The organism is Micromonospora sp. NPDC050695 (genome assembly GCF_040654415.1).
GTDB lineage: Bacteria > Actinomycetota > Actinomycetes > Mycobacteriales > Micromonosporaceae > Micromonospora.
The window spans coordinates 1-23,108 of sequence record NZ_JBFAHZ010000036.1; the positions used below are offsets into that span (position 1 = coordinate 1).

General features: G+C 69.8%; 17 protein-coding genes. 4 read left to right on the top strand and 13 right to left on the bottom strand.

All coding sequences use genetic code 11. The annotated features are described in order from the left end of the window. A partial coding sequence (locus tag AB0H52_RS23025; RefSeq protein WP_357949859.1) for a transposase family protein occupies positions 1 to 245 on the bottom strand: 245 nt, incomplete at its 3' end. A gap of 195 nt (positions 246 to 440) precedes the next feature. Beyond that, positions 441 to 680: a hypothetical protein gene (locus AB0H52_RS23030; protein WP_151493247.1), complete on the bottom strand. Its 240-nt coding sequence runs from the start codon at positions 678 to 680 to the stop codon at positions 441 to 443. A 506-nt stretch (positions 681 to 1,186) separates the two neighbouring features. On the opposite strand from AB0H52_RS23030, the gene AB0H52_RS23035 reads away from it, so the two are divergent. Both AB0H52_RS23035 and AB0H52_RS23040 read left to right on the top strand, forming a co-directional pair. After that, a complete protein-coding gene (locus AB0H52_RS23035) occupies positions 1,187 to 2,857 on the top strand; it encodes a hypothetical protein (protein ID WP_357949862.1) in 1,671 nt (556 codons plus the stop codon). A 374-nt stretch (positions 2,858 to 3,231) separates the two neighbouring features. Continuing rightward, positions 3,232 to 3,624, top strand: a complete 393-nt coding sequence (locus AB0H52_RS23040; RefSeq protein ID WP_192580530.1) for a DUF4145 domain-containing protein — start codon at positions 3,232 to 3,234, stop codon at positions 3,622 to 3,624. 117 nt (positions 3,625 to 3,741) lie between these two features. Here AB0H52_RS23040 and treZ read toward each other — a convergent pair whose 3' ends face one another. The 3 genes from treZ to glgX are packed head-to-tail and all read right to left on the bottom strand — an operon-like array spanning position 3,742 to position 9,888. Next, positions 3,742 to 5,466: a malto-oligosyltrehalose trehalohydrolase gene (gene treZ, locus AB0H52_RS23045; RefSeq protein WP_357949865.1), complete on the bottom strand. Its 1,725-nt coding sequence runs from the start codon at positions 5,464 to 5,466 to the stop codon at positions 3,742 to 3,744. Beyond that, positions 5,463 to 7,769, bottom strand: coding sequence for a malto-oligosyltrehalose synthase (gene treY, locus AB0H52_RS23050; protein ID WP_357949868.1), 2,307 nt, complete (start codon positions 7,767 to 7,769; stop codon positions 5,463 to 5,465). Before treY ends, treZ begins: the two co-directional genes overlap by 4 nt. A 1-nt stretch (position 7,770) precedes the next feature. Further along, positions 7,771 to 9,888: a glycogen debranching protein GlgX gene (gene glgX / locus AB0H52_RS23055; protein ID WP_151491087.1), complete on the bottom strand. Its 2,118-nt coding sequence runs from the start codon at positions 9,886 to 9,888 to the stop codon at positions 7,771 to 7,773. A gap of 287 nt (positions 9,889 to 10,175) precedes the next feature. Between glgX and AB0H52_RS23060 the strand changes: the two genes are divergently transcribed. Then, positions 10,176 to 11,621 carry a glycosyltransferase family 4 protein gene (locus AB0H52_RS23060; RefSeq protein ID WP_357949872.1) on the top strand — a complete coding sequence of 482 codons (1,446 nt, stop codon included), beginning with the start codon at positions 10,176 to 10,178 and terminating at the stop codon, positions 11,619 to 11,621. Between the two features lie 294 nt (positions 11,622 to 11,915). Here AB0H52_RS23060 and AB0H52_RS23065 read toward each other — a convergent pair whose 3' ends face one another. The 4 genes from AB0H52_RS23065 to AB0H52_RS23080 form a co-directional block, all read right to left on the bottom strand. Beyond that, positions 11,916 to 13,199 (bottom strand): citrate synthase, encoded by a 1,284-nt coding sequence (locus AB0H52_RS23065; protein WP_151491089.1) that lies wholly within the window; start codon positions 13,197 to 13,199, stop codon positions 11,916 to 11,918. Positions 13,200 to 13,375: 176 nt separating this feature from the next. Next, positions 13,376 to 15,406: a sulfatase-like hydrolase/transferase gene (locus AB0H52_RS23070; protein WP_151491090.1), complete on the bottom strand. Its 2,031-nt coding sequence runs from the start codon at positions 15,404 to 15,406 to the stop codon at positions 13,376 to 13,378. Next, the gene (locus tag AB0H52_RS23075) at positions 15,399 to 16,823 is read right to left on the bottom strand and encodes a methyltransferase (protein ID WP_151491091.1); all 1,425 of its coding nucleotides are present in this window, start codon (positions 16,821 to 16,823) and stop codon (positions 15,399 to 15,401) included. Before AB0H52_RS23075 ends, AB0H52_RS23070 begins: the two co-directional genes overlap by 8 nt. Before the next feature lie 17 nt (positions 16,824 to 16,840). Continuing rightward, positions 16,841 to 16,990, bottom strand: coding sequence for a hypothetical protein (locus AB0H52_RS23080; protein WP_167517342.1), 150 nt, complete (start codon positions 16,988 to 16,990; stop codon positions 16,841 to 16,843). A 169-nt stretch (positions 16,991 to 17,159) separates the two neighbouring features. Between AB0H52_RS23080 and AB0H52_RS23085 the strand changes: the two genes are divergently transcribed. Next, a complete protein-coding gene (locus AB0H52_RS23085; RefSeq protein ID WP_357949876.1) occupies positions 17,160 to 17,285 on the top strand; it encodes a hypothetical protein in 126 nt (41 codons plus the stop codon). 87 nt (positions 17,286 to 17,372) lie between these two features. Here the strand turns inward: AB0H52_RS23085 and AB0H52_RS23090 are convergent, their stop codons facing one another. Genes AB0H52_RS23090 through AB0H52_RS23105 form a run of 4 tightly spaced genes read right to left on the bottom strand, consistent with a single transcriptional unit; the run spans position 17,373 to position 23,107 of the window. Further along, on the bottom strand, positions 17,373 to 18,599 hold the full coding sequence (locus AB0H52_RS23090) for a glycosyltransferase (RefSeq protein ID WP_151491092.1): 1,227 nt from the start codon (positions 18,597 to 18,599) through the stop codon (positions 17,373 to 17,375). Continuing rightward, the gene (locus tag AB0H52_RS23095) at positions 18,596 to 20,833 is read right to left on the bottom strand and encodes a glycosyltransferase family 39 protein (protein ID WP_151491093.1); all 2,238 of its coding nucleotides are present in this window, start codon (positions 20,831 to 20,833) and stop codon (positions 18,596 to 18,598) included. The genes AB0H52_RS23090 and AB0H52_RS23095 overlap by 4 nt, the downstream gene beginning before the upstream one ends. Positions 20,834 to 20,877: 44 nt before the next feature. Then, positions 20,878 to 22,329 carry a HAMP domain-containing sensor histidine kinase gene (locus AB0H52_RS23100; protein ID WP_357949923.1) on the bottom strand — a complete coding sequence of 484 codons (1,452 nt, stop codon included), beginning with the start codon at positions 22,327 to 22,329 and terminating at the stop codon, positions 20,878 to 20,880. Between the two features lie 31 nt (positions 22,330 to 22,360). Further along, positions 22,361 to 23,107 carry a response regulator transcription factor gene (locus tag AB0H52_RS23105; RefSeq protein WP_151491094.1) on the bottom strand — a complete coding sequence of 249 codons (747 nt, stop codon included), beginning with the start codon at positions 23,105 to 23,107 and terminating at the stop codon, positions 22,361 to 22,363. Position 23,108: the final 1 nt, after the last annotated feature.

Here is a 23,108-nt window from a genome sequence, read left to right on the forward strand (position 1 = left end):
GCCTCGTCCAGGTCGTACAGCCAGTCGGCGATCGCGGCGAACGACGAGGCGCCGGCCAGGACCGCGCAGACCGCGACGGTCAGCAACGCGGCCAGGGGATACCGCACTCCGTGCGGATCACGCGGGTCCGGGATCACGCTGACAGCGTCCAGGAGCCCACGACGTTCACCCTCGGTGATCGGCGGTGATGGCGTCTCACCGCTGGGGGTTGTCACAGTCAGTACGGAGATCAGAGATGATGACATCTGCGGGTGGAGTCCTCGGTGTCGTGCAGTCCTAGAGAAACTCCATGATCACCCTGAGGGCTTCACCCGCTCCAACCGCCTCCACATAGGCCAATCACCCAGCATCATCCCAGCTCACCAGCTTACCGAACGAGAACGCAACAGCCCTGGTCGGTTCACGCAGCCTCAATTGGCGCATCTTAGCGTCGAAGCTGGCTACGCCCGCCAGGCGATTAGCAGGAAATAAAGACCTGCTGTTAATCGCCTAGCAACACGCCAACCGCCATCAGCCAGGACTTTTTCAGGCCGGCACTGGTCGATCATCAAATCGCGAACATTGGCCTGGCTCGAGCTTGACCAGGCAACATGTACACCGAAGCCAACTGACCCGATTGATTGGGTCAGTTCAGCCTCACATCCAATCAAGAGTGTCACACCAAAAATCACCGAACCCACGACGACTTAGATTATAAAAGCCAACGTGACGTCAACGCTCTGACCTTAGAAGACTGCAAGCTTGTGCGTCTGACCCAGAAGGGAGGCATCACCTGCTTCGTAGATCGGCGCAGCACTGTCACCACAAGCTCGGCGTGTCCGAAATCGGACAGTACGGCGGGTCGTGAATGACAATTTTTTCAGCTTGTCCTTGCTCCCTGGACCATCCAACGAGCAAGCAACCGCACCTAGCTGAGGGGGCGACGCTGGCGACGCCACCACGCCACGGCATCCCAGGGCAGCGCTGTTCAGACAGTCAGAGACAGTTCGGTTCGATAGCGGAAGTAAGCACTCAAGCCCTCAGCGGTAGGGCTCCTTTTGTCTGCAAGCGAGATATCAACTTTAGGGCCGATATTACGGTAATGACGGATCTCGCAGAAACCCTCGGGGGTTGCGGCGCAAATGACCTTGTGCTATCTGTTACCTTGCAATATGCATTTCTGACCAGAGGATGAGGATGTGTTGCCGTGCCGAGGACCCGTCGACTCCGGAGCGATTTCAACTTGGGAGCTGGACAGGCCGAAGCCGACCCCCTTCTCAGTGAAGCCTTCTATGAATCAGGCGATTACCGGGCGATCCGATCGCGCCGAGACCCTCGCTGCTTCGTAGTCGCACGTACCGGTGCTGGCAAATCAGCTGCCCTGACCCACCTTGAGGAAGAATTCCCGGGAAAGGTCATCAGGATTGCCCCGCAAGACTTATCACTCCCGTATATCACCGATATCCAGGCCGTCAAATACCTGGATCAGTTGAATGTGCGTTTGGATCTCTTCTTTGAGGCACTATGGAAGCATGTCCTGCTTGTTGAGATCATTCGCCACAGATACAGCGTCGACTCCCCTGTCGCAAAGCAGAACTTTCTCCAAACCCTAGTGGAGAAGATTAGCCGCGACCCAGGCAAGCGCGAGGCGCTAAAATATCTTGAAGAATTCGAGGGAAAGTTCTGGTGCGAAACCGATCAACGGGTTCGTGAGATTGTCGATAAATTCGAGAGGAGTGTTGAGCGAAATGCGGGCACCGATCTCGGCTGGAATCGGCGGGCTGGCGACCTGGGCGGGAATCGGCCCGCTGCATTGGACAAAGACCGAGCCGAGGAAGCAGACTATTATCAACGGATTGTCAACGAAACACAGCTCGCCCGCTTGAATAAGATGATCTCAGTCCTGAACGAAGACATCATCGACAGCCCGCAGAACGCGGTTTACGTCATCATCGATGATCTCGATACACAATGGGTGGACGAGCGCCTTTCAAACGATTTAGTGCGATGCCTGTTCAGCGCCGTTCTCAGCTTGAAGCGTGTTCAAAACCTGAAAGTCCTCGTGGCGCTTCGAACTAATATCTTCGAAAAAATTGACTTTGGTCAGCGCGGGGCGCAGGGCGAGAAGTTTCGTTCGCTAGTGCTAAACATGAAGTGGACCCGATCAGACCTGCGTGAAATGCTCGACGAACGAGCGCGGGCGGCCGGCCGAGAAGCCGGCCTAGAAATCGATTCAATCTCGGACGTTATTCCTCACACCAACACTCGCCGCGGGGATCCCATAAATCACATATTTGACCGGACCCTTCTCCGGCCCCGTGACGCCATCTCCTACCTGAACGAATGCTTCAGCTCGGCTATTGACGGTGGCAGCAGGCTCACATGGGAGGACATCAGCGGCGCGGAGAGGGCCTACTCGTCGGACCGACTATTAGCGCTTCGCGACGAGTGGGGTCCTTCATACCCGGGAATAATGGATGCCTTCGAGGTCTTCCGGGGGTGCCCGTACCCGATGACCAAGTTGGAGTTTCAGAGTTATCTCGACGAGGTCATGCTTCTGCCCGCAAAAAGGCATTTCGAAGGCGTCGAGTGGGTCGAGTTGCTCTCGAAGGACATGTGGAACTCAGGAAATGGAAAGCTCGAGTGGATCAAGGTCTACAAGCCCCTCATTGCCCTCTTCTTCAATTTTGGATTCATCGGCTGCAGGGAGGGAAGAAGCTCGGAAGCCTTATACGCTCACGATGAGCCAGACTACGTGGATCACGACATGAAGTTCACCCCGGATTGCCAGTTCTTCATCCATCCAGCTTTTCATTGCGCGCTGGATATCCAGATCGCAGAGTCGGAGCGCCGGCGCCTGTCCCTCCACCACCATTGATACCGCATGAGCGGCCCGACCGAGAGCAGGACAAAGGGTTGGATGGCCGCTCACCCACCTGTGGTTACTTAGGGGAAGATATGACTGCGCCACCTGCCAGGGACTACGGAAACTTCGTCGAACCCATGCCGGACCTTGACGCTTACCACTGCGCTTTTGCGAACTGCGCTACCTATACTCAACAGCAAGAGATGACCGTAACTTTCAGCCTGAAGACCATTGGAATCAAATGGCTGGCCCGGCGTTGCCAACGATGCTTTCGGCCTACCCTCTGGGCGATAGAGGATGCAACAGCGACTGACTGGAAACTGGTCCACCCGCCTCGCATTAGCGGCCAACCTGCCCACCCCGATATGCCTGCTCAGATTCTTGCCGTGTATCAGGAAGCTCAATCCGTGGCAGAGCTGTCCCCCCGCAGTGCTGCGGGCCTGCTTCGCCTTGCCCTCCAAATGCTGGTCGACGAATTGGTCCCCGGACCAGGCGCGCTCGACGGCAAGATTGGTAAGCTGGTAGCCCAGGGATTGGATCCTCGAATCCAGCGAGCCATGGACGTGCTACGCGTAATTGGCAACAACGCAGTCCACCCTGGTCAGATTGATCTCGAGGGAAACGCATCAATCGTTCGTTCGCTATTCGGCTTACTCAACCTTGTTATCGAGCAGATGATATCTAGACCAAAACACATCGATTCCATTTTCGATATTCTGCCTGAGGGGGCGCTCGAGGGCATCGAAAGACGCAACCTTAGAGCCGTCAATTCGTCCTAGCCTTAGGGACTACTTTGCCCAGCCAAAGCGCAAAGGTGCGACCGCAAGGCCGAGGGGCGTATTGCGCAAAAGGCACTGGCCCGAGCAGACACGAGGACGAGGCGGCTCGGCCACAGCTCACAGCGCCACGATCGCCGCAGTCTCCGCCGGCAGTTGGATCCGGTCCCGCATCACGGTAACGCCCTCCCCCGTGGCCAGCAGCACTCGCCGCGCCACCCCAGGCAGCGACACCCCCTGCCCCCGCCCGGCAAGGTTGGCGACAACCAGCGTGTCCCCTCGCCGCATCAGCAGGAACTGGTCCCCGTGCTGCACAGAAACAGCATGCAGCCGAGGATCCGAGAGATCAGGCAGGGACCGTCGCAAAGCGATCAACCGCTGGTAGAACGCCAGCATCGAAGCGTGCTCAGGCTTGTCCAGCTCAGCCCAGTCCAACCGCGACCGTACGAACGTCTGCGGGTCCTGCGGATCCGGCACGTCCCCCTCAGGCCACCCGTGCGACGCGAACTCCCGCCGCCGCCCGGTCCGTACCGCGGAGGCCAGCTCCGGCTCGGGATGCGAGGTGAAGAACTGCCACGGCGTGGAGGCAGCCCACTCCTCGCCCATGAACAGCATCGGAGTGAACGGCGCGGTCAGCAGCAACGTGGCCCCGACCCGCAGCAGCGAAGGCGACAGCGAGGCGGAGATCCGATCCCCGGTGGCCCGGTTCCCGATCTGGTCGTGGTTCTGGAGGTAGGCCACGAACCGGTGCCCAGGAATCCGGGGATCAACCGGTCGCCCATGGTGACGGTTGCGGAAGCTCGACCACGTGCCCGCGTGGAAGAAGCCGCCCGTCAGCACGTCCGACAGCGTCTCCAGGGAGCCGAAGTCACCGTAGTAGCCCTGCCGCTCCCCCGTCAGCAGGGTGTGCAGCGCGTGGTGGGCGTCGTCGTTCCACTGGGCGTGCAGACCGAAGCCGCCCGCCTCCCGGGAGGTGATCAGCCGTGGGTCGTTGAGATCGGATTCGGCGATCAGCGACAGCGGCCGACCCAGGTGCGTCGACAACGACTCCACCGAGACGGCCAGCTCTTCCAAAATCGGAACAGCCCGCGAGTCGGGCAGGGCGTGTACGGCGTCCAGGCGTAGCCCGTCGACGTGGTAGTCGCGCAGCCACATGAGCACGCTGTCGATGATGTAGCGGCGGACCTCGTCGGAGTGCGGGCCGTCCAGGTTGACCGAGCGGCCCCAGGTGTTGCTCTGCTCGGCGAGGTAGGGCCCGAACTGCGGCGCGTAGGCCCCGGAGGGCCCGAAATGGTTGTAGACGACGTCGAGGATCACCCCCAGACCGCGAGCATGGGCGGCGTCGACGAACCGTTTCAGGCCGTCGGGGCCGCCGTAGGGCTGGTGCGGGGCGAACCAGCAGACGCCGTCGTACCCCCAGTTGTGTTCGCCGTTGAAGGCGTTGACCGGGAGCAGTTCGACCAGGTCGACACCGAGGTCGACCAGGTGGTCGAGGCGGTCGATGGCCGCGTCGAAGGTGCCCTCCGGGGTGAAGGTGCCGATGTGCAGCTCGTAGAGGATGCTGCCGGGCAGCTGCCGGCCCGTCCAGGAGGAATCAGTCCACTGGAACGCAAGATGGTCGTAGCGGCGGCTCGGCCCGTGCACTCCAGCAGGTTGCCACGGCGAGCGGGGGTCGGGCAGGGGTGTGTCGTCGTCGTTCAGCAGAAAGGAGTAGTCGAGGCCGGCGTCGGGGACGTCGACCTGCCACCAGCCGTCGGCGGCGGCGCGCATCTCGTGGTCGGTGTCGCCGGTCAGGCGCAGGCGTACGCGGGTGGCGTCCGGAGCCCAGACGGAGAATTCGGTCATGAAACGGCCTCCTCGGCGGCGGTGAGAGGAGCCAGCAGAGCGACGGGATAGTCGGCCAGAAGAGTGTCCAGCGACGTCTCCCCGCCACTGTAGACCCGGCCGGTGAACAGGTCCTTCACCTCGTTAACGGGAAGCGACAGGATTGTGTCGCGCCACCCACCGGCGCGCGCCAGACCCAGCGGCAGTCGGGTCGCGACGGCGATCGCGCCACCCCGGTCGAAGGCCACCACGTGCCGGGCCGCCGGCCCGTCCACGGGCACCGGCCGGTAGCCGGTGAACAGCTCCGGGTGCGCCCGCCGCAACCGCAGGGTCCGCGACACGACGAGCAGCTTCGCCGCTGCGTCGGTGTCGATCGGGGGACGCCAGCCGTCGTCGAGCCGTGCCAGCATCTCTCGGCGTACGTCGAAGTCGACCGGGCGGCGGTTGTCGGGGTCGACGAGGGAGTTGTCCCACAGTTCGGTGCCCTGGTAGGTGTCGGGCACGCCGGGCATGGCCAGTTGCACGAGCTTCTGGCCGAGCGAGTTGCACCAGCCGGCGGGGGTGAGGGCGGCGGCGAGTTCGATCAGCTCGGCGTGCAGCTGATCGTCGTCGTACATCCGGTCGATGACCGCGTGCATGGCCTGTTCGTAGGCCGGGTCGGGGTCCGCCCAACTGGTCGAGGCCGCGGCCTCCCGGGCGGCCTTCTCGGCGTACGCGTGCAGCCGCTCCCGTTCGATCGGCCACGCGCCGACGGCGGTCTGCCACAGCAGGTGGGCGAACGCCGGGTCGGGCAGCGGGGCGTACTCCATCCAGGCCGTGACCTGCTCGCCCCAGCGGCCCGGCAGTTCGCTGAGCACGGCGAGGCGGGCGCGGACGTCCTCGCCGCGTTTGGTGTCGTGGGTGGCGGTGGTGGTCATGCTGGCCGGCCAGCGGACCTGGCGCGCGTTGGCGAAGCGGTGGAACTCGGCGAGGGGCACGCCGAAGTGGGCGGGGCTGCCGCCGACCTCGTTGAGCGCCACGAACCGGGTCCACCGGTAGAACGCCGTGTCCTCCACGCCCTTGGCCATCACCGCGCCGGTGAGCTGCGGAAACCGTTGGCCCAGCTCGTCGTCGGGGTCGCGCAGCCGGCGAGTGATCGCGTCCAGGGCGGTCGCCAGGTCGGGGCGGCGGCGGCCCGCCTCGGAGCGGGCGGCGGCGAGGTGCCGGACGCCGTGCGGCGGGTAGCCCCGGTAGACGGGAAACGCGGCGGCCAGCTCGGCGAGCGCGGTGCGCGCCTGTTCGGTCGGCACCTCGGGGGCCAGCGCGGCCAGCCGGGTCAGCTCGGCGGCGAGCAGGTGGGTGGCGGCGGCCAGTTTCGTGGCGTGGGTCAGGTCCTCCCACGAGGTGTGCCGGCCGGTCAGCCGGGTGTCCAGCACGGTGAAGTCGCCCTCGGCGTCGGTGTCGACGAACAGCCCGTTCACCGCGGCGAGGGCGTCGTAGCCGGTGGTGCCGTCCACCGGCCAGTCCGGCAGCTCCTCGCCGTACTCCAGGATCTTCTCCACCACGATCCAGGCGTCCGGCGCGGCGGCCCGCAACCGGGTCAGGTAGCCGGCCGGGTCGCGCAGGCCGTCCGGGTGGTCGACGCGGATGCCGTCGACCTCACCGGCGGCCGTCCAGCGCAGGATCAGCTCGTGGGTGGCGGCGAACACCGCCGGGTCCTCCACCCGCAGACCGGCCAGGCCCGCGATGGCGAAGAACCGGCGGTACGTCAGCTCGGCGTCACCGCGCCGCCAGGAGATCAGCTCGTAGTGCTGCCGGTCGTGCACCGCTCGGGCATCGCCGTCGCCGGTGCCGTCGGCGATCGGGAAGCGGTGCTCGTGGTAGCGCAGCTCACCGTCGACCAGCTTGAGGTCGTCGAGGGCGGCCGGGTCGTCGGCCAGCACCGGCAGCAGCAGCCGGCCCCTGTCCCAGTCGATGTCGAACCAGTCGGCGTACGACGAGTCGCGCCCCCGACGCAGCACGTCCCACCAGGCCGGGTTGGCCGGGGGTACGGCGACACCGGCGTGGTTGGGGACGATGTCGACGACCAGGCCGAGCTGCCTGTCGCGCAGTGCGCGCAGCAGCCGTTGCCGAGCGGCCTCGCCGCCCAGCTCCGGGCCGACCGCCCGATGGTCGACGACGTCGTAGCCGTGCTGGGAGCCGGGGGTGGCGGCCAGCAGGGGTGCGCTGTAGAGGTGGCTGACGCCCAGGTCGGCGAGGTAGTCGACGACGGCGGCGGTGGCGTCCAGGTCGAAGCCGGGGCGGACCTGGATCCGGTAGGTGGCCTTCGGAGGGGTGGCCGGCATGTCAGATCGTCCTCTCCAACACCACCAGGGAACGGTCCGGCACCCGGATGGTGCCGCCCGCGCTGATCACCGTGACGTCGTCCGGTTCGGGTTCGGCGGTGCTGATCACCCGTTCCCACTTCTGCCCGTACTCGCTGCCCGGCAGGGTGAACTCCAGCGGCGCGTCGTGGGCGTTGAAGCAGAGCAGGAACGAGGCGTCGTGGTGGCGCTGGCCGTACTGGCCGCGCTCCGGGATGCCCTCCCCGTTGACGAACAGCGCCACCGAGCGGCCGAAGTCGTTGCCCCAGTCCTCGCCGGTCATCTCCCGCCCGTCCGGGGTGTGCCAGGCCAGGTCGGGCAGCGGCTCGTCGATGCCGCGCCCGCCGACCGGCAGGCCGGTGAAGAACCGGCGGCGGCGGAACACCTGGTGCCGTTTGCGGAACGCGGTCAGCGTCTGGACGAACTCCAGCAGCTGCGAGTCCGCGTTTTCCCAGTCGACCCAGGCCAGCTCGCTGTCCTGGCAGTAGACGTTGTTGTTGCCGTGCTGGGTGCGGCCCAACTCGTCGCCGTGGCCGATCATCGGCACGCCCTGCGACAGCATCAGGGTGGCCAGGAAGTTGCGCCGCTGCTTGGCCCGCAGCGCGAGCACCGCCTCGTCGTCGGTGTCGCCCTCCACGCCGCAGTTCCACGACCTGTTGTGGCTCTCGCCGTCGCGGTTGTCCTCGCCGTTGGCCTCGTTGTGCTTGTCGTTGTACGACACCAGGTCGTTGAGGGTGAACCCGTCGTGCACGGTGACGAAGTTGATGCTGTGGAACGGGCGGCGACCGTCGTCCTGGTAGAGGTCGGCGGAGCCGGAGATCCGGGACGCGAACTCGGCGAGGGTGGCCGGCTCACCGCGCCAGAAATCCCGCACGGTGTCGCGGTACTTGCCGTTCCACTCGGTCCACAGCGGCGGGAAGTTGCCCACCTGGTAGCCGCCCGGGCCGACGTCCCACGGTTCGGCGATCAGCTTGACCTGGCTGACCACCGGGTCCTGCTGCACCACCTCGAAGAAGGTGGACAGCCGGTCCACCTCGTAGAACTCGCGGGCCAGGGTGGCGGCCAGGTCGAAGCGGAAACCGTCGACGTGCATCTCGGTCACCCAGTAGCGCAGCGAATCCATGATCAGTTGCAGCGAGTGCGGGGCACGGACGTTGAGGCTGTTGCCGGTGCCCGTGTAGTCGACGAAGTAGCGGCGGTCCTCCTCGCTGAGCCGGTAGTAGCTGGGCGCGTCCACGCCCTTGAAGCTCAGCGTCGGGCCGAGGTGGTTGCCCTCGGCGGTGTGGTTGTAGACCACGTCGAGGATGACCTCGATGCCCGCCGCGTGCAGCGCCTTGACCATGCCCCGGAACTCCTGCACCTGCTGGCCGAGGTGGCCCAGCGCCGAGTAGCCGTGGTGCGGGGCGAAGAAGCCGATCGTGTTGTAGCCCCAGTAGTTGCGCAACCCCAGGTCGACGAGCCGGTGGTCGTGGACGAACTCGTGCACCGGCATCAGCTCGATCGCCGTCACCCCGAGCCGGGTCAGATACTCGATCATCGGCGGGGAGGCGATGCCCGCGTACGTGCCGCGCAGCTCCTCCGGGATGTCCGGGTGCCGCATGGTCAACCCGCGTACGTGCGCCTCGTAGATCACCGAGTGGTGGTACGGGGTGCGCGGCGGCTTGTCGTTGCCCCAGTCGAAGTACGGGTTGACCACCACCGACTTCGGCATGAACGGCGCCGAGTCGGTCTCGTTCATCTTCTCCGGCTCGCCCAGCTCGTAGTCGTACACCGCCGGATCCCACGTCACGTCACCGTCGATGGCCTTGGCGTACGGGTCGAGCAGCAGCTTGTGCGGGTTGCAGCGCAGCCCGTTCGCCGGGTCGTACGGGCCGTACACCCGGAAGCCGTAGCGCTGGCCCGGCTCGATGCCGGGCAGGTACGCGTGCCACACGTACGCGTCGACCTCACGCAGCTCGACGCGGCGCTCCGCGCCGGTGTCCCACTCGTCGAACAGGCACAGCTCGATCCGCTCGGCCACCTCCGAGAAGATGGCGAAGTTGGTGCCCATCCCGTCGTAGGTGGCGCCCAGGGGGTACCGCTCGCCCGGCCAGACCTGCATGTCGCTCCCTCAAAGCACGGTCATGTGCGGCCGTATTGCCCCGCGCCCCGGCACGCCAATCCATCCTTTCAGGCGATGGTCGAAATCCAGCTGTCCGATGCGCGCTACACCCCTCAGGTGTCTTCCGTCACCATGGCCTCTCTCGAGGTGCGGTATCGCGCTCGATGCCCTTTCCTTGTTGGGGACACGCGCCCGCGCGTGCCCACTCGGCCCTCGGCCACCCCGACACCTCACACTCCGCCGCCACTGATGCCGGCGCGCACCACCATGCCTGGACGGAGATTGATGTGACGACCCTGCGGGTCGGCGAGTTGCTCGCTGACGCCACGGACCGAGCCCACCTGCCCACCCTGACCGCCCGGCCCCAGACCCCCGCGCAGCCCGGTCTCCCCGCGCAGCCCGGCACGCCCGCGCCGGCGCCGCCCGGCCCGGGGGTGCCGCCGCGGACCCGTCGCATCCTGATGCTGTCCTGGGAGTACCCGCCGGTCCTCGTCGGCGGTCTCGGCCGGCACGTGCACGCCCTGTCGGTGGCCCTGGTCGCCGCCGGCCACGAGGTCACCGTCGTCACCCGCCACGCCGAGGGCGCACCCCTGGAGGAGTACGCCGACGGCGTGCGCATCCTGCGCGCCCCCGAAGACCCGGTCACCTTTCCTTTGGCCACCAGCTCACTGCTGGCCTGGACCATGGCGTTCAACCACACCCTCACCCGCACCGCCCTGCGCGCCACCCAAGCCGGCAGCTATGACGTCATCCACGCCCACGACTGGCTCGTCGCGCACACCGCCATGACCCTGCGCGACCACCTGGACATCCCCCTCGTCACCACCATCCACGCCACCGAGGCGGGGCGGCACCAGGGCTGGCTGCCGGAGGAGATGAACCGCACCATCCACGGCGTCGAGCAGTGGCTCAGCAGCGAGTCCGGTCGCCTGATCGTCTGCTCCGGGTACATGCGCGACGAGGTGAACGCGCTGTTCGGCGTACCGGCCGGGCGGGTCGACGTGGTCGCCAACGGCGTGGAGCCGCACCGCTGGAAGGTGCCGGCTCGCGCCGTGGCCGCCGCACGCGCCCGGTTCGCCGGGGACGGCCCGCTGGTCACCTTCGCCGGCCGGCTCGTCTACGAGAAGGGCGTCCAGCACCTGATCGCCGGCCTGCCGCGTCTGCGGGAGCGGCACCCCGGGCTGCGTGCCGTGATCGCCGGCGATGGCCCGTACCGCGCCGAGCTGGAGGCCGAGGTGCACCGCCACGGCCTGGGGCACATGGTCACGATGCCGGGCTTCCTCGGCGGCACCGACCTGCCGGCGCTGATGGCCGCCTCCGACTGTTTCGCGGTGCCGAGCATCTACGAGCCGTTCGGCATGGTGGCCCTGGAGGGCGCCGCAGCCGGAGCGCCCCTCGCCGTAGCCGCCACCGGCGGCCTCGCCGAGATCGTCGAACCGGGCGCGACCGGCATGACCTTCCGCCCGCACGACCCCGACGGGCTCGCCGACGCCGTGGACGCGCTGCTGTCCGACCGCGAGCGCGCCCGCGCCATGGCCCGTCGCGCCCGCCGGATGGTCCACGACCAGTACGGCTGGGCGGCCATCGCGCAGCGCACCGCCGCCAGCTACGCCGCCGCCATCGCCACCGACGCCGCGTTCACCGCCGAGCGCGCCGAGCAGCGCATGTCCCACGGGCGGGCGCTCCCGGCGCTGCCCGAGGGCAACCTGCTCGCCGCCGCCGGCCTGCGCTGAGGTGCACGTCGCGCGCTGACGCCTCTTGATCGACGCCAGTTCGCGCTGATCGCCGCCGGCTTGGGTGGCGCAGCGCGCGCGGGCGGGCGGGCGGGCGCAGACCATCTCCGCCTTCGGAGCCGGACAGCCCTCGCCGGCCCAGCAGGCTTCGTCCTGATGAGCGTGATGCCTGTGAGTCATCTTGATGACTCACCGGCATCACGCTCATCAGGGAACCCGTGGCGGCGGCCGGAACACCGCAAGCCGCCGACCCCGGATCGGGTCGACAGCCTGCGGTGGTGCGTACGGCGAAGGTCAGCGCTCGTTGAAGGGGACGTAGTCCCGCTCGGCGGAGCCGACGTAGACCTGCCGCGGACGGCCGATCTTGGTCTCCGGGTCGCTGATCATCTCGCGCCACTGGGCGATCCAGCCGGGGAGCCGGCCGAGCGCGAAGAGGACCGTGAACATCTTCGTGGGGAAGCCCATGGCCTTGTAGATCAGGCCGGTGTAGAAGTCCACGTTCGGGTAGAGCCGACGGGAGACGAAGAAGTCGTCGGCGAGCGCGATCTCCTCCAGCTCCATGGCGATGTCCAGCAGCGGGTCCGGCTTGGCCATCCGGCCCAGCACGTCCTGCGCGGCCTTCTTGACGATCGCCGCCCGCGGGTCGTAGTTCTTGTAGACCCGGTGGCCGAAGCCCATCAGCTTGACGCCGTCCTCCTTGTTCTTGACCTTGCGGACAAAGGAGCGGACGTCGTCGTCGCCGGCGTGGATCTGCTGGAGCATCTCCAGCACCGCCTGGTTCGCGCCGCCGTGCAGCGGGCCGAACAGCGCGTTCACGCCGGCGGACACCGAGGCGAACAGGTTGGCGTTGCTGGAGCCGACCAGCCGGACGGTCGACGTGGAGCAGTTCTGCTCGTGGTCGGCGTGCAGGACGAACAGCATGTCCAGCACCTTCGACATCACCGGGTCGACCTCGTACGGCTCCGCCGGCACGCCGAAGGTCATCCGCAGCAGGTTGTCCACGTACCCCAGCGAGTTGTCGGGGTAGAGCAGCGGCTGCCCGATGGACTTCTTGTACGCGTACGAGGCGATGGTGGGGACCTTCGCCATGAGCCGGACCGTGGAGATCTCCACGTGCTCGGAGTCGAACGGGTCCAGGCTGTCCTGGTAGAAGGTGGAGAGCGCGCTCACCGCGGACGACAGCACCGCCATCGGGTGGGCGTCGCGGGGGAAGCCGTCGAAGAACCGGCGCATCTCCTCGTGCAGCAGCGAGTGCCGCCGAATCCACTCGGTGAACTCGGTCAGCTGCTGCTCGGTCGGCAGCTCACCGTAGATGAGCAGGTACGAGACCTCCAGGAAGGAGGACTTCTCGGCCAGCTGCTCGATCGGGTATCCCCGGTAACGCAGGATCCCCGCGTCGCCGTCGATGTAGGTGATCGCGGATGAGGCAGCGGCGGTGTTGACGAAACCGGGGTCGTACGTCGTCATCCCGGTTTCCTTCAGCAGCTTGCTCACCCCGATACCGGCGGGGCCCTCGACCGCGGGATGTACCGGCATCGACAGCTGCCCACCGGGGTGATCGAGCTTGACTTCCGTCATGTGGTTCCTCGCTTCGCCGGCAGATCTACGTTGAATTGCCTTCGCTTCTACCGTAATTGCGGCTCGGGGGACAACGCCCGCCGTGGTTCGGCGGTGAGGCATGCGTCACCCGATTCCCGACCGGATGGCCGGGAAACCCCCTTCCCGGCAGGCGGAACCCGGGATGCGAGGTCGGCTCAGGACAGCGCCAGGCGTCGCAGCGTACCGTCCCCGGCGACCTGGTAGACGTCCAGCTGGTTGGTGCCGGCCCGGAACAGCCGGTCGTCGGTGAGCAGCGCGGCGAACCGTCGTCCGCCGGGGTCCGGTGGCACCACCGGGACGACGGCGCCGACGCGGCCGTTGACCGCCACGGCGAGCAGGGTGCCGTCGGGTATCCGGTCCGGCACGTCGCCCCACACCAGCGCCGGAAGGGTGCCGGTGTCCGGGTCCATCGACCGGAACGCGGCCAGGTCGGCCACCCTCGCGTCGCCCTGTGTGGCACCGGCGCGAACCTCGGTGCCCACCAGGGGGTGCGGCGTCGGCAGGGGCGGTGGGGCGGGCACCCCGCCGGGGAAGGTGACCGGTTCGCCGGGCCGGTCGTAGAAGTGCTTCGTACCGTCGGTGCGGGGGGCCTGTCGGGCGGAGCGGCCGTCGACGCGCCAGGGCAGGCGGACGCCGGCCTCGTCGGCGACGGTCGGCAGCAGGTCGACGTGTTCCCAGTTGCGGTCGTCCACCCGGCCGGTCTGCTGCCGGGGTTCCTTGATGACCATCGGCACCCAGGCGACCTGCCCGGCGGCGGCCTTGATCGCGTCCATGCCCCGGCCCTGGGCGCCCGGTGTGAAACTCACCCCGTGGTCGGCGGTGACCACGACGAGAGCCTGGTCGTAGAGGCCGCTGGCGCGCAGTGTGCGCAGCGTCTCGCCGATCAGCCGGTCGGTGTAGCCGAGCTGCGCGAGGTGGCGCTGCCGGGCCAGGTCGATCCAGCCGGCGCCGTCGTTGGGCAGGTCCTCCGGGGCGTCGTAGCGGGCGCCGGACGGCAGGTACGCCCACGGCGAGTGCGGCATCAGCAGGTGCAGGAAGTGCAGGGTGGGTCGGGCGGTCGGCTTCAGGCCGGCCAGGAAGCTCGTGAACCGGGCCGGCTGGTTGTCGTCGAGGCTGTCCCAGCGGAACTTCGGGTCGTCCGGCACCGGCTCGGCGGCGTCCAGGCCGGCCTCGGCGCGGGTCCTCTCCCGGTAGGAGTCCTCCGGGTCGACCGCGCTCTCCGTCGGCCCGGCGACCTGCCCGAGCAGCTTGCCGGTCTCGCGGACCAGCACGCCGAGGCCCTGTTCCGGGGCGACCGGCTGTTCGCAGCGGCTGGGCGGGCAGAGTCGGGTGATGCTCTCCTCGGCGCGGATGTCGTACAGGCCGCCAAAGGCGGTGAAGAGGTTGTCCGGGTACTGCGAGTAGTGCGGGGCGACCTGCCGCTGCGGGTACTTCCCGGTGAGCATGGCGGGCAGCGCGTTGGGGGTCCAGCCGCTGACGCCGGTGGCGTTGCGGTACCAGGTCGAGGCGCCGACCAGCTCGGCGAAGTTCGGGTACCGGGCCGCGTCGATGCGCCCGTCCGCGCCGAGCAGGCTGACCAGGGGCAGCTCGTCGAGGATCAGCATGACCACCGGCGGGTGCACGCCCGTACCCTGTGCGGTGCCGGCGGCGCCGCCGTCGCCGCGCGGCAGCACCACCGCCGAGGTGGGTGAGACGACCAGGAAGAGCGCCACGAACACCAGGGGTCCGACGGCGGCCAGCCGCAGCGCCCGGCCGGGCGCCCGCCACCGCCGGTGCGCGGCAGCGCCGGCCGCGCCGGCCAGCAGGGCCACAACCAGCAGGGGTACGCCCCGAAGCGGCGTCACGTGCCGGCCCACCTGCACGGCGAGGGCGGCCAGCAGCAGCCCGACCAGCCCGGTGTGGGCGCTGGCGCGGACGGTCCGGCCGGCGAGTCGACTGAGCGCGCCGAGCAGCGCCACCGGCACGGTGGGCACGACCGCCACCAGGGCCGTCAGCAGCAGGATCTGCCCCGGGTCGGCGCGGTGGAACAGGAAGAAGTCGGGGCTGCGGCCCAGCACGTCCAGCAGCGGTTGGGTGACCACCAGCCCGACCAGCGCCACGACCTCCAGCAGCCGGCCCAGCTCACCGCGCCAGCCCCGGTCCCGCCGCCCGACATCGGGTGGTGGCACGGCGACCGGTTCAGTCACCCAGCACCGCCCGGTAGAGCGTGCGGGTGCCCGAGGGCAGCTCGAGACGGTCGGTGACCCGGCCACGGGCGGCGAGCAGCCCCTCGAACACGTCCCGCCGGTAGTCGGGGAAGAGGCCCTCGGGTTTGTTGGCGAGCAACCGCCGGGCCATCGGGTCCTCGGGGTGGACGAACTCCACCACCACCGCCCCGCCGGGCGCGGTCAGCCCGGCCAGCCAGTCGACGACCTCCGGCAGCGGCACGTTGCGCCCGATCGCCAGGTGGTGCACCACCGCCAGGGCGAGCACCGCGTCGGCGGCGGCCCGCTCGGCGAACCCGGCCCGCTCGACGCCCCGCCAGCCGCCGCCGGGTGACGGGTCGGCCAGGTCCAGCACCAGCGGGAGGATGCGCTGCTGCCCCTCGGAGCGCAGCGCCCGGTACAGCTCGTCGACGACGGCCGGGTCCTGCTCGACGGCGACCACGTAGTCGGCGTACGCGGCGGCCAGCCGCGAGTAGCGGCCGTCGTTGGCGCCGAGGTCGAGCACCAGGCGGGGGCGGGTGCCGGCGGTCAGCGCGGCGGTCACGAACTGTTCCTTGGCCGTCCGGTCCTGCGCGGAGTAGCCGCAGGTGCGCTGGTAGTCCGCCCAGTGGCTGTCGGCCGGGCGGCGGTCGAGGCGGTGCAACAGCTTGTCGATGCCGCGCACGGTGGCCAGCAGCAGATCGCGGGAGAAGCCGGCGGCGCGCAGCTGGTCGCGTACGTCGGTGCTGCTGGCGGCGGCGTTGCGTTGCTGCATCGCGCCGTGCAGGTGCAGGTGGGTCAGGACGCCGGGGCGCAGCCGGCGGGTGCCGCCGAACAGCGGCCGGAGCTGCTCGGCCTCGATGCCGTCGACCTGGGCGCGCAGCCACGGTTGGAAGTCGACGCCCAGGTGGGCGGTGAGCAGCAGCGGGTAGAGCGCGGTCTGGCAGAACTGGCGGTAGCCGGCCCACGGTTCGCCGTCACGGACCGGCTCGAAGGAGCCGATGTCGATGAAGACGGGTTGGGCGCCGTGCCACTGCAGGTTGTAGGCGGAGCCGTCCTTGGTGGTGAAGCCGTCGCCGAGCGCCGCCCGCAGGATCTCGGTGTGCAGCAGCGCGGCGTCGCGCAGCATGGTGAACGACCACTCGTACGGGTGCGAGACGAACGGGATCCGCTCGTGGCGCAGCACCGCCGCCCACGGCGTACCGGCGGGCACCAGCGCCGGCGGTGCGTCCTCGGTGGCGCAGACCTTGCCCGCAGCAACCAGTGCGGGGAAGAACATGCTGGCGCGCAGCGCCCGCCAGTGTTCGGCGGCCCGCGCGTCCAGCCCGCGCAGCACCTCGTCGCCGACGTGGAAGACCCGGTTGGCCGGGTCGCGGAAGGAGGCGGGCTCGGGGCGTACCCGGGTGGGTGCGGTCGTCATCGCCGGAACGGACCGGGTCACCGCTGGTCGGTGGGCTGCCGACGGAACCGGTCGACCAGCCGCCGCCAGTAGAGCTTGGCGGCGACCGCGACGCCGGCGACCCCGCCGACGACCGCCTGCACGATCAGGCTGCCGGACCCCGCGTCCAGGTAGGCCAGATGGATCACCGATCGCTCCTTGTCCTCGCCCCGTCTCAACACCGGCGTCCCGAGTGTGCAGCGGTGAGGCTTTTGACCCAGAAAGCCGGACTTGTCTGCCACCGTACGCCGAACGCCAGCGCCGTCGCGGGTACATCGGCGTACTCCCAGCCTCACCACAGAATGTGGCCGGGACGTCGTGGACGCGCCACTGGACTCCTCCGGCGCGGAGCGGGCACCGGCCGCGCTGCGCTGGCCGGACCTGATCGCGCTGGTCACCCCCCCCCCCTGGCGCGCGCCGACCGGCTACTCGACATCAGGGTGACCGACCGGAACGTCGACGAGGACCCCGACGGGCGCCACACGCGACGCGTCGTCGAGGTCCTCGCACCGGCGCCGGCCGGTCGACGCCTCAGCTCCTGCGGTGGTGCATGCCGAGGCGCAGCAGCACGAACCGCAGCACGGTGGCGGCCAGGTTCGCGGCCACCAGCACCGCCAGCTCCACCGGCCGGGCGGGTACGGCCTGCACCGCGTGCAGCACGGCCAGCGAACCACTGGTCAACGCGAGGCCGAGCCCGAAGGCGAGCAGCCCCTGCACGTGGTGTCGACCCGCGTGCCGTCGCCCGCTGATGCCGAACGTCAACCGCCGGTTCGCGGCCGTGTTCGCCACCGCGGTCACCAGCAGCGCCAGCAGGTTCGCCGGCTGCGCGCCGAGCGCCCCTCGGGTGGCCACGAAGAGCAGCAGGTACGCGAGCGTGCTGGCCACCCCGACGGCGGCGAACCGGACCAACTGCCGGGGCAACCCGACCGGCACCTGCGCCGGTGGGGCGGCCAGCGGTGCCCGGCCGAGCTGCGCGCGCAGCTCGGTCAGCGGCAGCGCGCCGGTCAGCAGCGCCCGCCCCAGCCGACCCATGCCCCGCAGGTCGGCCAGGGCGGTGGCGACGATGTCGACGCGGCTGTCCGGGTCGTCGACCCAGTCCACCGGCACCTCGTGGATGCGCAGCCCGGCCCGCTGGGCGAGCACCAGCAGCTCGGTGTCGAAGAACCAGCCGGTGTCGCGCACCAGCGGGAGCAGGCGGCCGGCCACGTCGGCGCGGATCGCCTTGAACCCGCACTGCGCGTCGGAGAACCGCGCCGCCAACGCGCCGCGCAGCAGCAGGTTGTACGCCCGCGAGATGACCTCCCGTTTGGCGCCGCGCACCACCCGCGAGGTACGCGCCAGCCGGGTGCCGATCGCCAGGTCCGAATGCCCGGAGATCAGGGGCGCGACCAGCGGCAGCAGTGCCGCAAGGTCGGTGGACAGGTCCACGTCCATGTACGCCAGCACCGGCGCGGACGACGCCGACCAGGCGGCGGAGAGCGCCCTGCCCCGGCCCTTGGCGTCCAGGTGCAGCACCCCGACGCCGGGCAGCTCACCGGCGAGACCCTCCGCGACCTTCAGGGTGTCGTCGACGCTGGCGTTGTCGGCGATGGTGATCTGGAACGGGTACGGAAAGTGCTCGCTCAGGTGGGCGTGCAGCCGCCGTACGCATGGTCCGAGGTCGGTCTCCTCGTTGTAGACCGGGATCACCACGTCGAGCACCGCACCGGTGGTGGGGCGTGCCTGAACGGCGGCGCGGGGGGCGCTGAACGCGCTCACGACGCGTTCCCGCCGGTGCTCAGGTCGTAGACGGTGACACCGTCCACGGTCTGCTCCGTGAAGGTCTCCGCTACCCAGGTGGAGATCTCCTGCGAGGCGGAGCTGCCGCCGTTGGCCCGGAAGCCGCCACCACCGACGAAGTAGTGGATCTTCCGGTCGGCGACGTAGCGCTGGAACTGCGCGAGGGTCGGTGACGGGTCACTGCCGTTGAACCCGCCGATCGGCATCACCGGATCGCCGGTGGCGAGCTGGTAGCCGGAGGCGTTGTTGGAGCCGATGGTGGCCGCCACCCAGGTGTAGCTGTCGCTGTCGCGCTCCAGCAGCTCGCGCAGCGCGGCGCTGGGCTCGCGGGCGTCGAGCAGCCCGCCCATCCCGCCGCCGGCCTCGCGGCCCTGCCCGCCACCGGGGAAGCCGGGCATTTGACCACCACCCGGGAAGCCGGGCATTTGACCACCGCCCGGGAAGCCGGGCAGCTGGCCGCCGTTCTGCCCGCCCGGGACCTGACCGCCGTCTCGTCCACCGTTGCGGCCGTCGCCGGGGAACTGGCCGCCGCCCGGGAACTGCATGTCACCGGGCGGTCGCCCGCCGGGGAAGCCGCCGCGCCCGAATCCGCCCTGCACGAAAGGGCCGGCGCTCGGGATCGATCCGGTGTGCGGGGTCGAGGCGGTCTGCGCCGCGTACGCCGCCGGGCCGGTGAGGGCCGCCGCCACGCCCAGGCCCAGCACCACCGGCACGAACCGGCGGGGCAGCCGGGTGACCAACAGGAGCAGTGCCGCGCCGAGCAGGCCGGCGACGAGCACGACGACCCGCAGCCACGGGTACCAGTCGGGGCTGCGGCCAAGCAGCACCCACGCCCACCAGACGGTGACCGCGAGGGTGCCGGCGAGGGTCACCGTGGCGGCGAGGGGACGCCACCGCTGCCAGCGCGGCGCGGCGGCCGGAGCGTCGTCCGACGCGGACAGCGGCTCGCCGGTCGACGGCGCCGGACCGCTGGCGGCCGGGACCTGGTCGCGCTGGCGCCACAGCAGCGGCACGCCGATGCCGACCAGCGCGCCGACGGCCGGGGCGAGCGCCACCGTGTAGTACGCGTGGAAGATCCCAGACATGAAGCTGAAGATCAGGCCGGTGACCAGCAGCCAGCCACCCCAGAGCAGCAGCCCGGCCCGGGTCCGGTCGGTACGCGCCGCCCGCCCGGCCACCACCAGCCCGGCGACGAGCAGAATCAGCGCAGCCGGCAGCAGCCAGGAGACCTGACCGCCGATCTCGCTGTCGAACATGCGCAGCAGTCCGGTCTGCCCGGAGAACGGGCCACCGCCTCCTCCGCCCATGCGGCCGGCCCCGCCGCCGACGCTGCCCACCTCGTCGCCGGTGATCCGTCCGAGGCCGTTGTAGCCGAGGGTCAGCTCCAGGATGCTGTTGCCCTGCGACCCACCGATGTACGGTCGGGCGCTGGCCGGGACCAGTTCGACGACCGCCACCCACCAGCCGGCGGACACCACCACCGCGAGGCCGGCCAGCAACAGTTGCCGGACCCGCCGCCACAGCCCGGTCGGCGCGGCCAGCAGGTAGACCCCGGCGAAGACCGGCACCAGCAGGAACGCCTGCAACATCTTGGTCAGGAACCCGAAGCCGACCAGCACGCCGACCAGCACGATCCACCGGGTGCTGGCCGTCTCCAGCGCGCGGACGGTGGCGTACGCGCCGGCGACCAGCAGCAGGACCAGCAGCGCGTCGGGGTTGTTGAACCGGAACATCAGCGTCGCGACCGGGGTGACGGCGAGTACCGCACCGGCGATCAGGCCGGCGACCGGCCCGTACCAACGCTTCACCGTCGCGTACAGCACGCCCACCGAGGCGACCCCGCAGAGCGCCTGCGGCACGAGCATCGCCCAGCTGTTCATGCCGAACACGCGCACCGACAGGGCCATCAGCCACAGCGAGGCGGGCGTCTTGTCGACGGTGATGGAGTTGGCCGCGTCCGACGAGCCGTAGAAGAACGCCTTCCCGCTCACCGAGCCGGCCTGCACGGCCGCCGCGTAGAACGAGTTGGCCCAGCCGGAGGCGCCGAGGCCCCAGATGTAGAGCAGGGCGGTGGCGAGCAGCAGGACCGCCAACGCGGGCCGGGTCCAGGCCGGCGAGCGGCGCTGCGGCGGCGAGTGTTCGTCGGGGCGCGTGGCCGTCGCCGGCGGGTCGGGTTCGGCGGGTGCCGGCAGCAGGGTCTCTGATGTGTCCATGCGGCCAGCCTCGACGGCGGGGCTGGTGCGAGGCCGTGCGTCGCCTATGCGTCAGCTGTGGGATTCGGCAACCGGACGGTGAACACCGTCCGCCCTGGACGGCTGTCCACCGCGACCGTGCCGTGGTGGGCCTCCACCACGGCCGCGACGATCGCCAGGCCGAGCCCGGTGCTGCCGTGTGCCCGGGACCGGGAGCTGTCGCCACGGGCGAACCGCTCGAACATCTCCGGTTGCAGCTGCGCCGGCACGCCCGGCCCGCCGTCGGCGACGGCGAGCACGGCCGCGTCCCCCTCGACGCTCAGCGTGGTGGTCACCGTCGTGCCGGGCGGGGTGTGCACCCGGGCGTTCGCCAGCAGGTTCGCCACCACCTGGTGCAGCCGGGCGGTGTCGCCGGGCACCCGGATCGCCACCTCCGGCAGGTCGAGCTGCCAGCGGTGCTCGGGGCCGGCGACGTGCGCGTCGCTGACCGCGTCGACCACCAGGGCGGTCAGGTCGACCGGTTCGACGGCGAGCGGCCGGCCGGTGTCGAGGCGGGCCAGCAGCAGCAGGTCGTCGACGAGGTGGGTCATCCGGGTGCTCTCCGACTCGACGCGGCGCAACGCGTGCGCCACGTCGGCGGGGACCTCGTCGCGCCCGCGCCGGGCCACCTCGGCGTACCCCCGGATCGCGGCCAGGGGCGTGCGCAGCTCGTGGCTGGCGTCGGCGACGAACTGGCGTACCCGGGTCTCGCTGGCCTGCCGGGCGGCGAGGGCGTCGGCGACGTGGCCGAGCATCCGGTTCAGCGCGGCGCCCACCTGGCCGACCTCGGTGCGCGCGTCGGTGTCCTGGGCCGGGACGCGCACGGCGAGGGCCACCTCGCCGCGGTCCAGGGGCAGCTCGGTGACCCGGGTGGCGGTGGCGGCCACCCGGTTCAGTGGGCGCAGCGTGGCGCGGACGATCAGCGCCCCGGCGGCCCCGGCGATGACCAGCCCGACGGCCGCCACCGCGGCCTGCGCGGCCACCATCCACCAGATGGTCTCCTGGACGCCGGACAGCGGGATCGCGACGACCCGTACCCGGCCGTCCCAGTACTGCCGGGCCACGGCCCGGTAGTCGCCGCGGGCGCCGAGGTCGACGGTGCGCGGGGCGACGCCGACCGGCAGGTCCGCCAGGGTGGCGACCTCCCCGACCGGGACGGCCTGCTCGTCGGGGAACGGGTCGGCGCTGGACGGGCTGTTGGTCAGGGTCCGCGCGCTCGTCACCCGACCGTCGGTGATCTCGGCGACCACCGTGCCGGACGGCAGCCCGGGTGGGACGGCGGGGCCGCTGCCCGGGAACGCCGGCCGCCCCGGACGGTCGCCGCGCATGGCCGTCGCGGGCGCCAGTTGGCCGTCGAGCCGGTCGATCAGGAAGTGCCGCAACGCGATCGTGGTCAGCCCGCCGATGGCGACGCTGACCACGGCGAGCAGCGCGACCAGGGCGAGCACCAGTCGTGTCCGCAGGGACCGGCCGGCCATCCACCGTCGGGCGGCGCGCAGCAGCCGGCGGCTAGTCGGCGGGTTTGAGGACATAGCCCGCGCCGCGCAACGTGTGGATCATCGGCGCCCGACCGGCGTCGATCTTCTTGCGCAGGTACGAGATGTACAGCTCGACCACGTTGGCCTGGCCGCCGAAGTCGTAGTTCCACACCCGGTCGAGGATCTGCGCCTTGCTGAGCACCCGGCGCGGGTTGCGCATCAGGTACCGCAGCAGCTCGAACTCGGTCGCGGTGAGGGTGACCAGCTGCCCGGCGCGGCGGACCTCGTGGCTGTCCTCGTCGAGGCTGAGGTCGCCGACGGTGAGCACCGCGTCCTCGCGGGCGGCGACCGCGAAGCCGGAGCGGCGCAGCAGCGCGCGCAGCCGGGCGATCACCTCTTCCAGGCTGAACGGTTTGGTGACGTAGTCGTCGCCGCCGACGGTCAGGCCGGCGATGCGTTCCTCGACGGCGTCGCGGGCGGTCAGGAAGAGCACCGGCACGGTGGGGGCGTGCTCGCGCAGCCGGCGCAGCACCTGGAAGCCGTCCAGGTCGGGCAGCATCACGTCGAGCACCACGGCGTCCGGTTGGAACTGCCGCGCCGCGCTCAGCGCCGCCATGCCGTTGCCGGCGCTGCGCACCTGCCAACCCTCGTAGCGCAGCGCCATCGACAGCAGGTCGGTCAGCGTCGCCTCGTCGTCGACCACCAGCACCCGGACCGGCTCGCCGTCGGGGCGGCGCAGCTCGATCCGGCCCGGCGCGGCCTGCCCGTCCATGACCATG

Excerpts from the sequence above, each read along its gene's own strand:
- treY (WP_357949868.1), bottom strand. The coding sequence starts at position 7,769 with ATGCCGGCCACCCCTCCGAAGGCCACCTACCGGATCCAGGTCCGCCCC.
- AB0H52_RS23075 (WP_151491091.1), bottom strand. The coding sequence starts at position 16,823 with ATGACGACCGCACCCACCCGGGTACGCCCCGAGCCCGCCTCCTTCCGC.
- AB0H52_RS23065 (WP_151491089.1), bottom strand. The coding sequence starts at position 13,199 with ATGACGGAAGTCAAGCTCGATCACCCCGGTGGGCAGCTGTCGATGCCG.
- AB0H52_RS23100 (WP_357949923.1), bottom strand. The coding sequence starts at position 22,329 with ATGGCCGGCCGGTCCCTGCGGACACGACTGGTGCTCGCCCTGGTCGCG.
- AB0H52_RS23105 (WP_151491094.1), bottom strand. The coding sequence starts at position 23,107 with ATGGTCATGGACGGGCAGGCCGCGCCGGGCCGGATCGAGCTGCGCCGC.
- AB0H52_RS23095 (WP_151491093.1), bottom strand. The coding sequence starts at position 20,833 with ATGGACACATCAGAGACCCTGCTGCCGGCACCCGCCGAACCCGACCCG.
- glgX (WP_151491087.1), bottom strand. The coding sequence starts at position 9,888 with ATGCAGGTCTGGCCGGGCGAGCGGTACCCCCTGGGCGCCACCTACGAC.
- treZ (WP_357949865.1), bottom strand. The coding sequence starts at position 5,466 with ATGACCGAATTCTCCGTCTGGGCTCCGGACGCCACCCGCGTACGCCTG.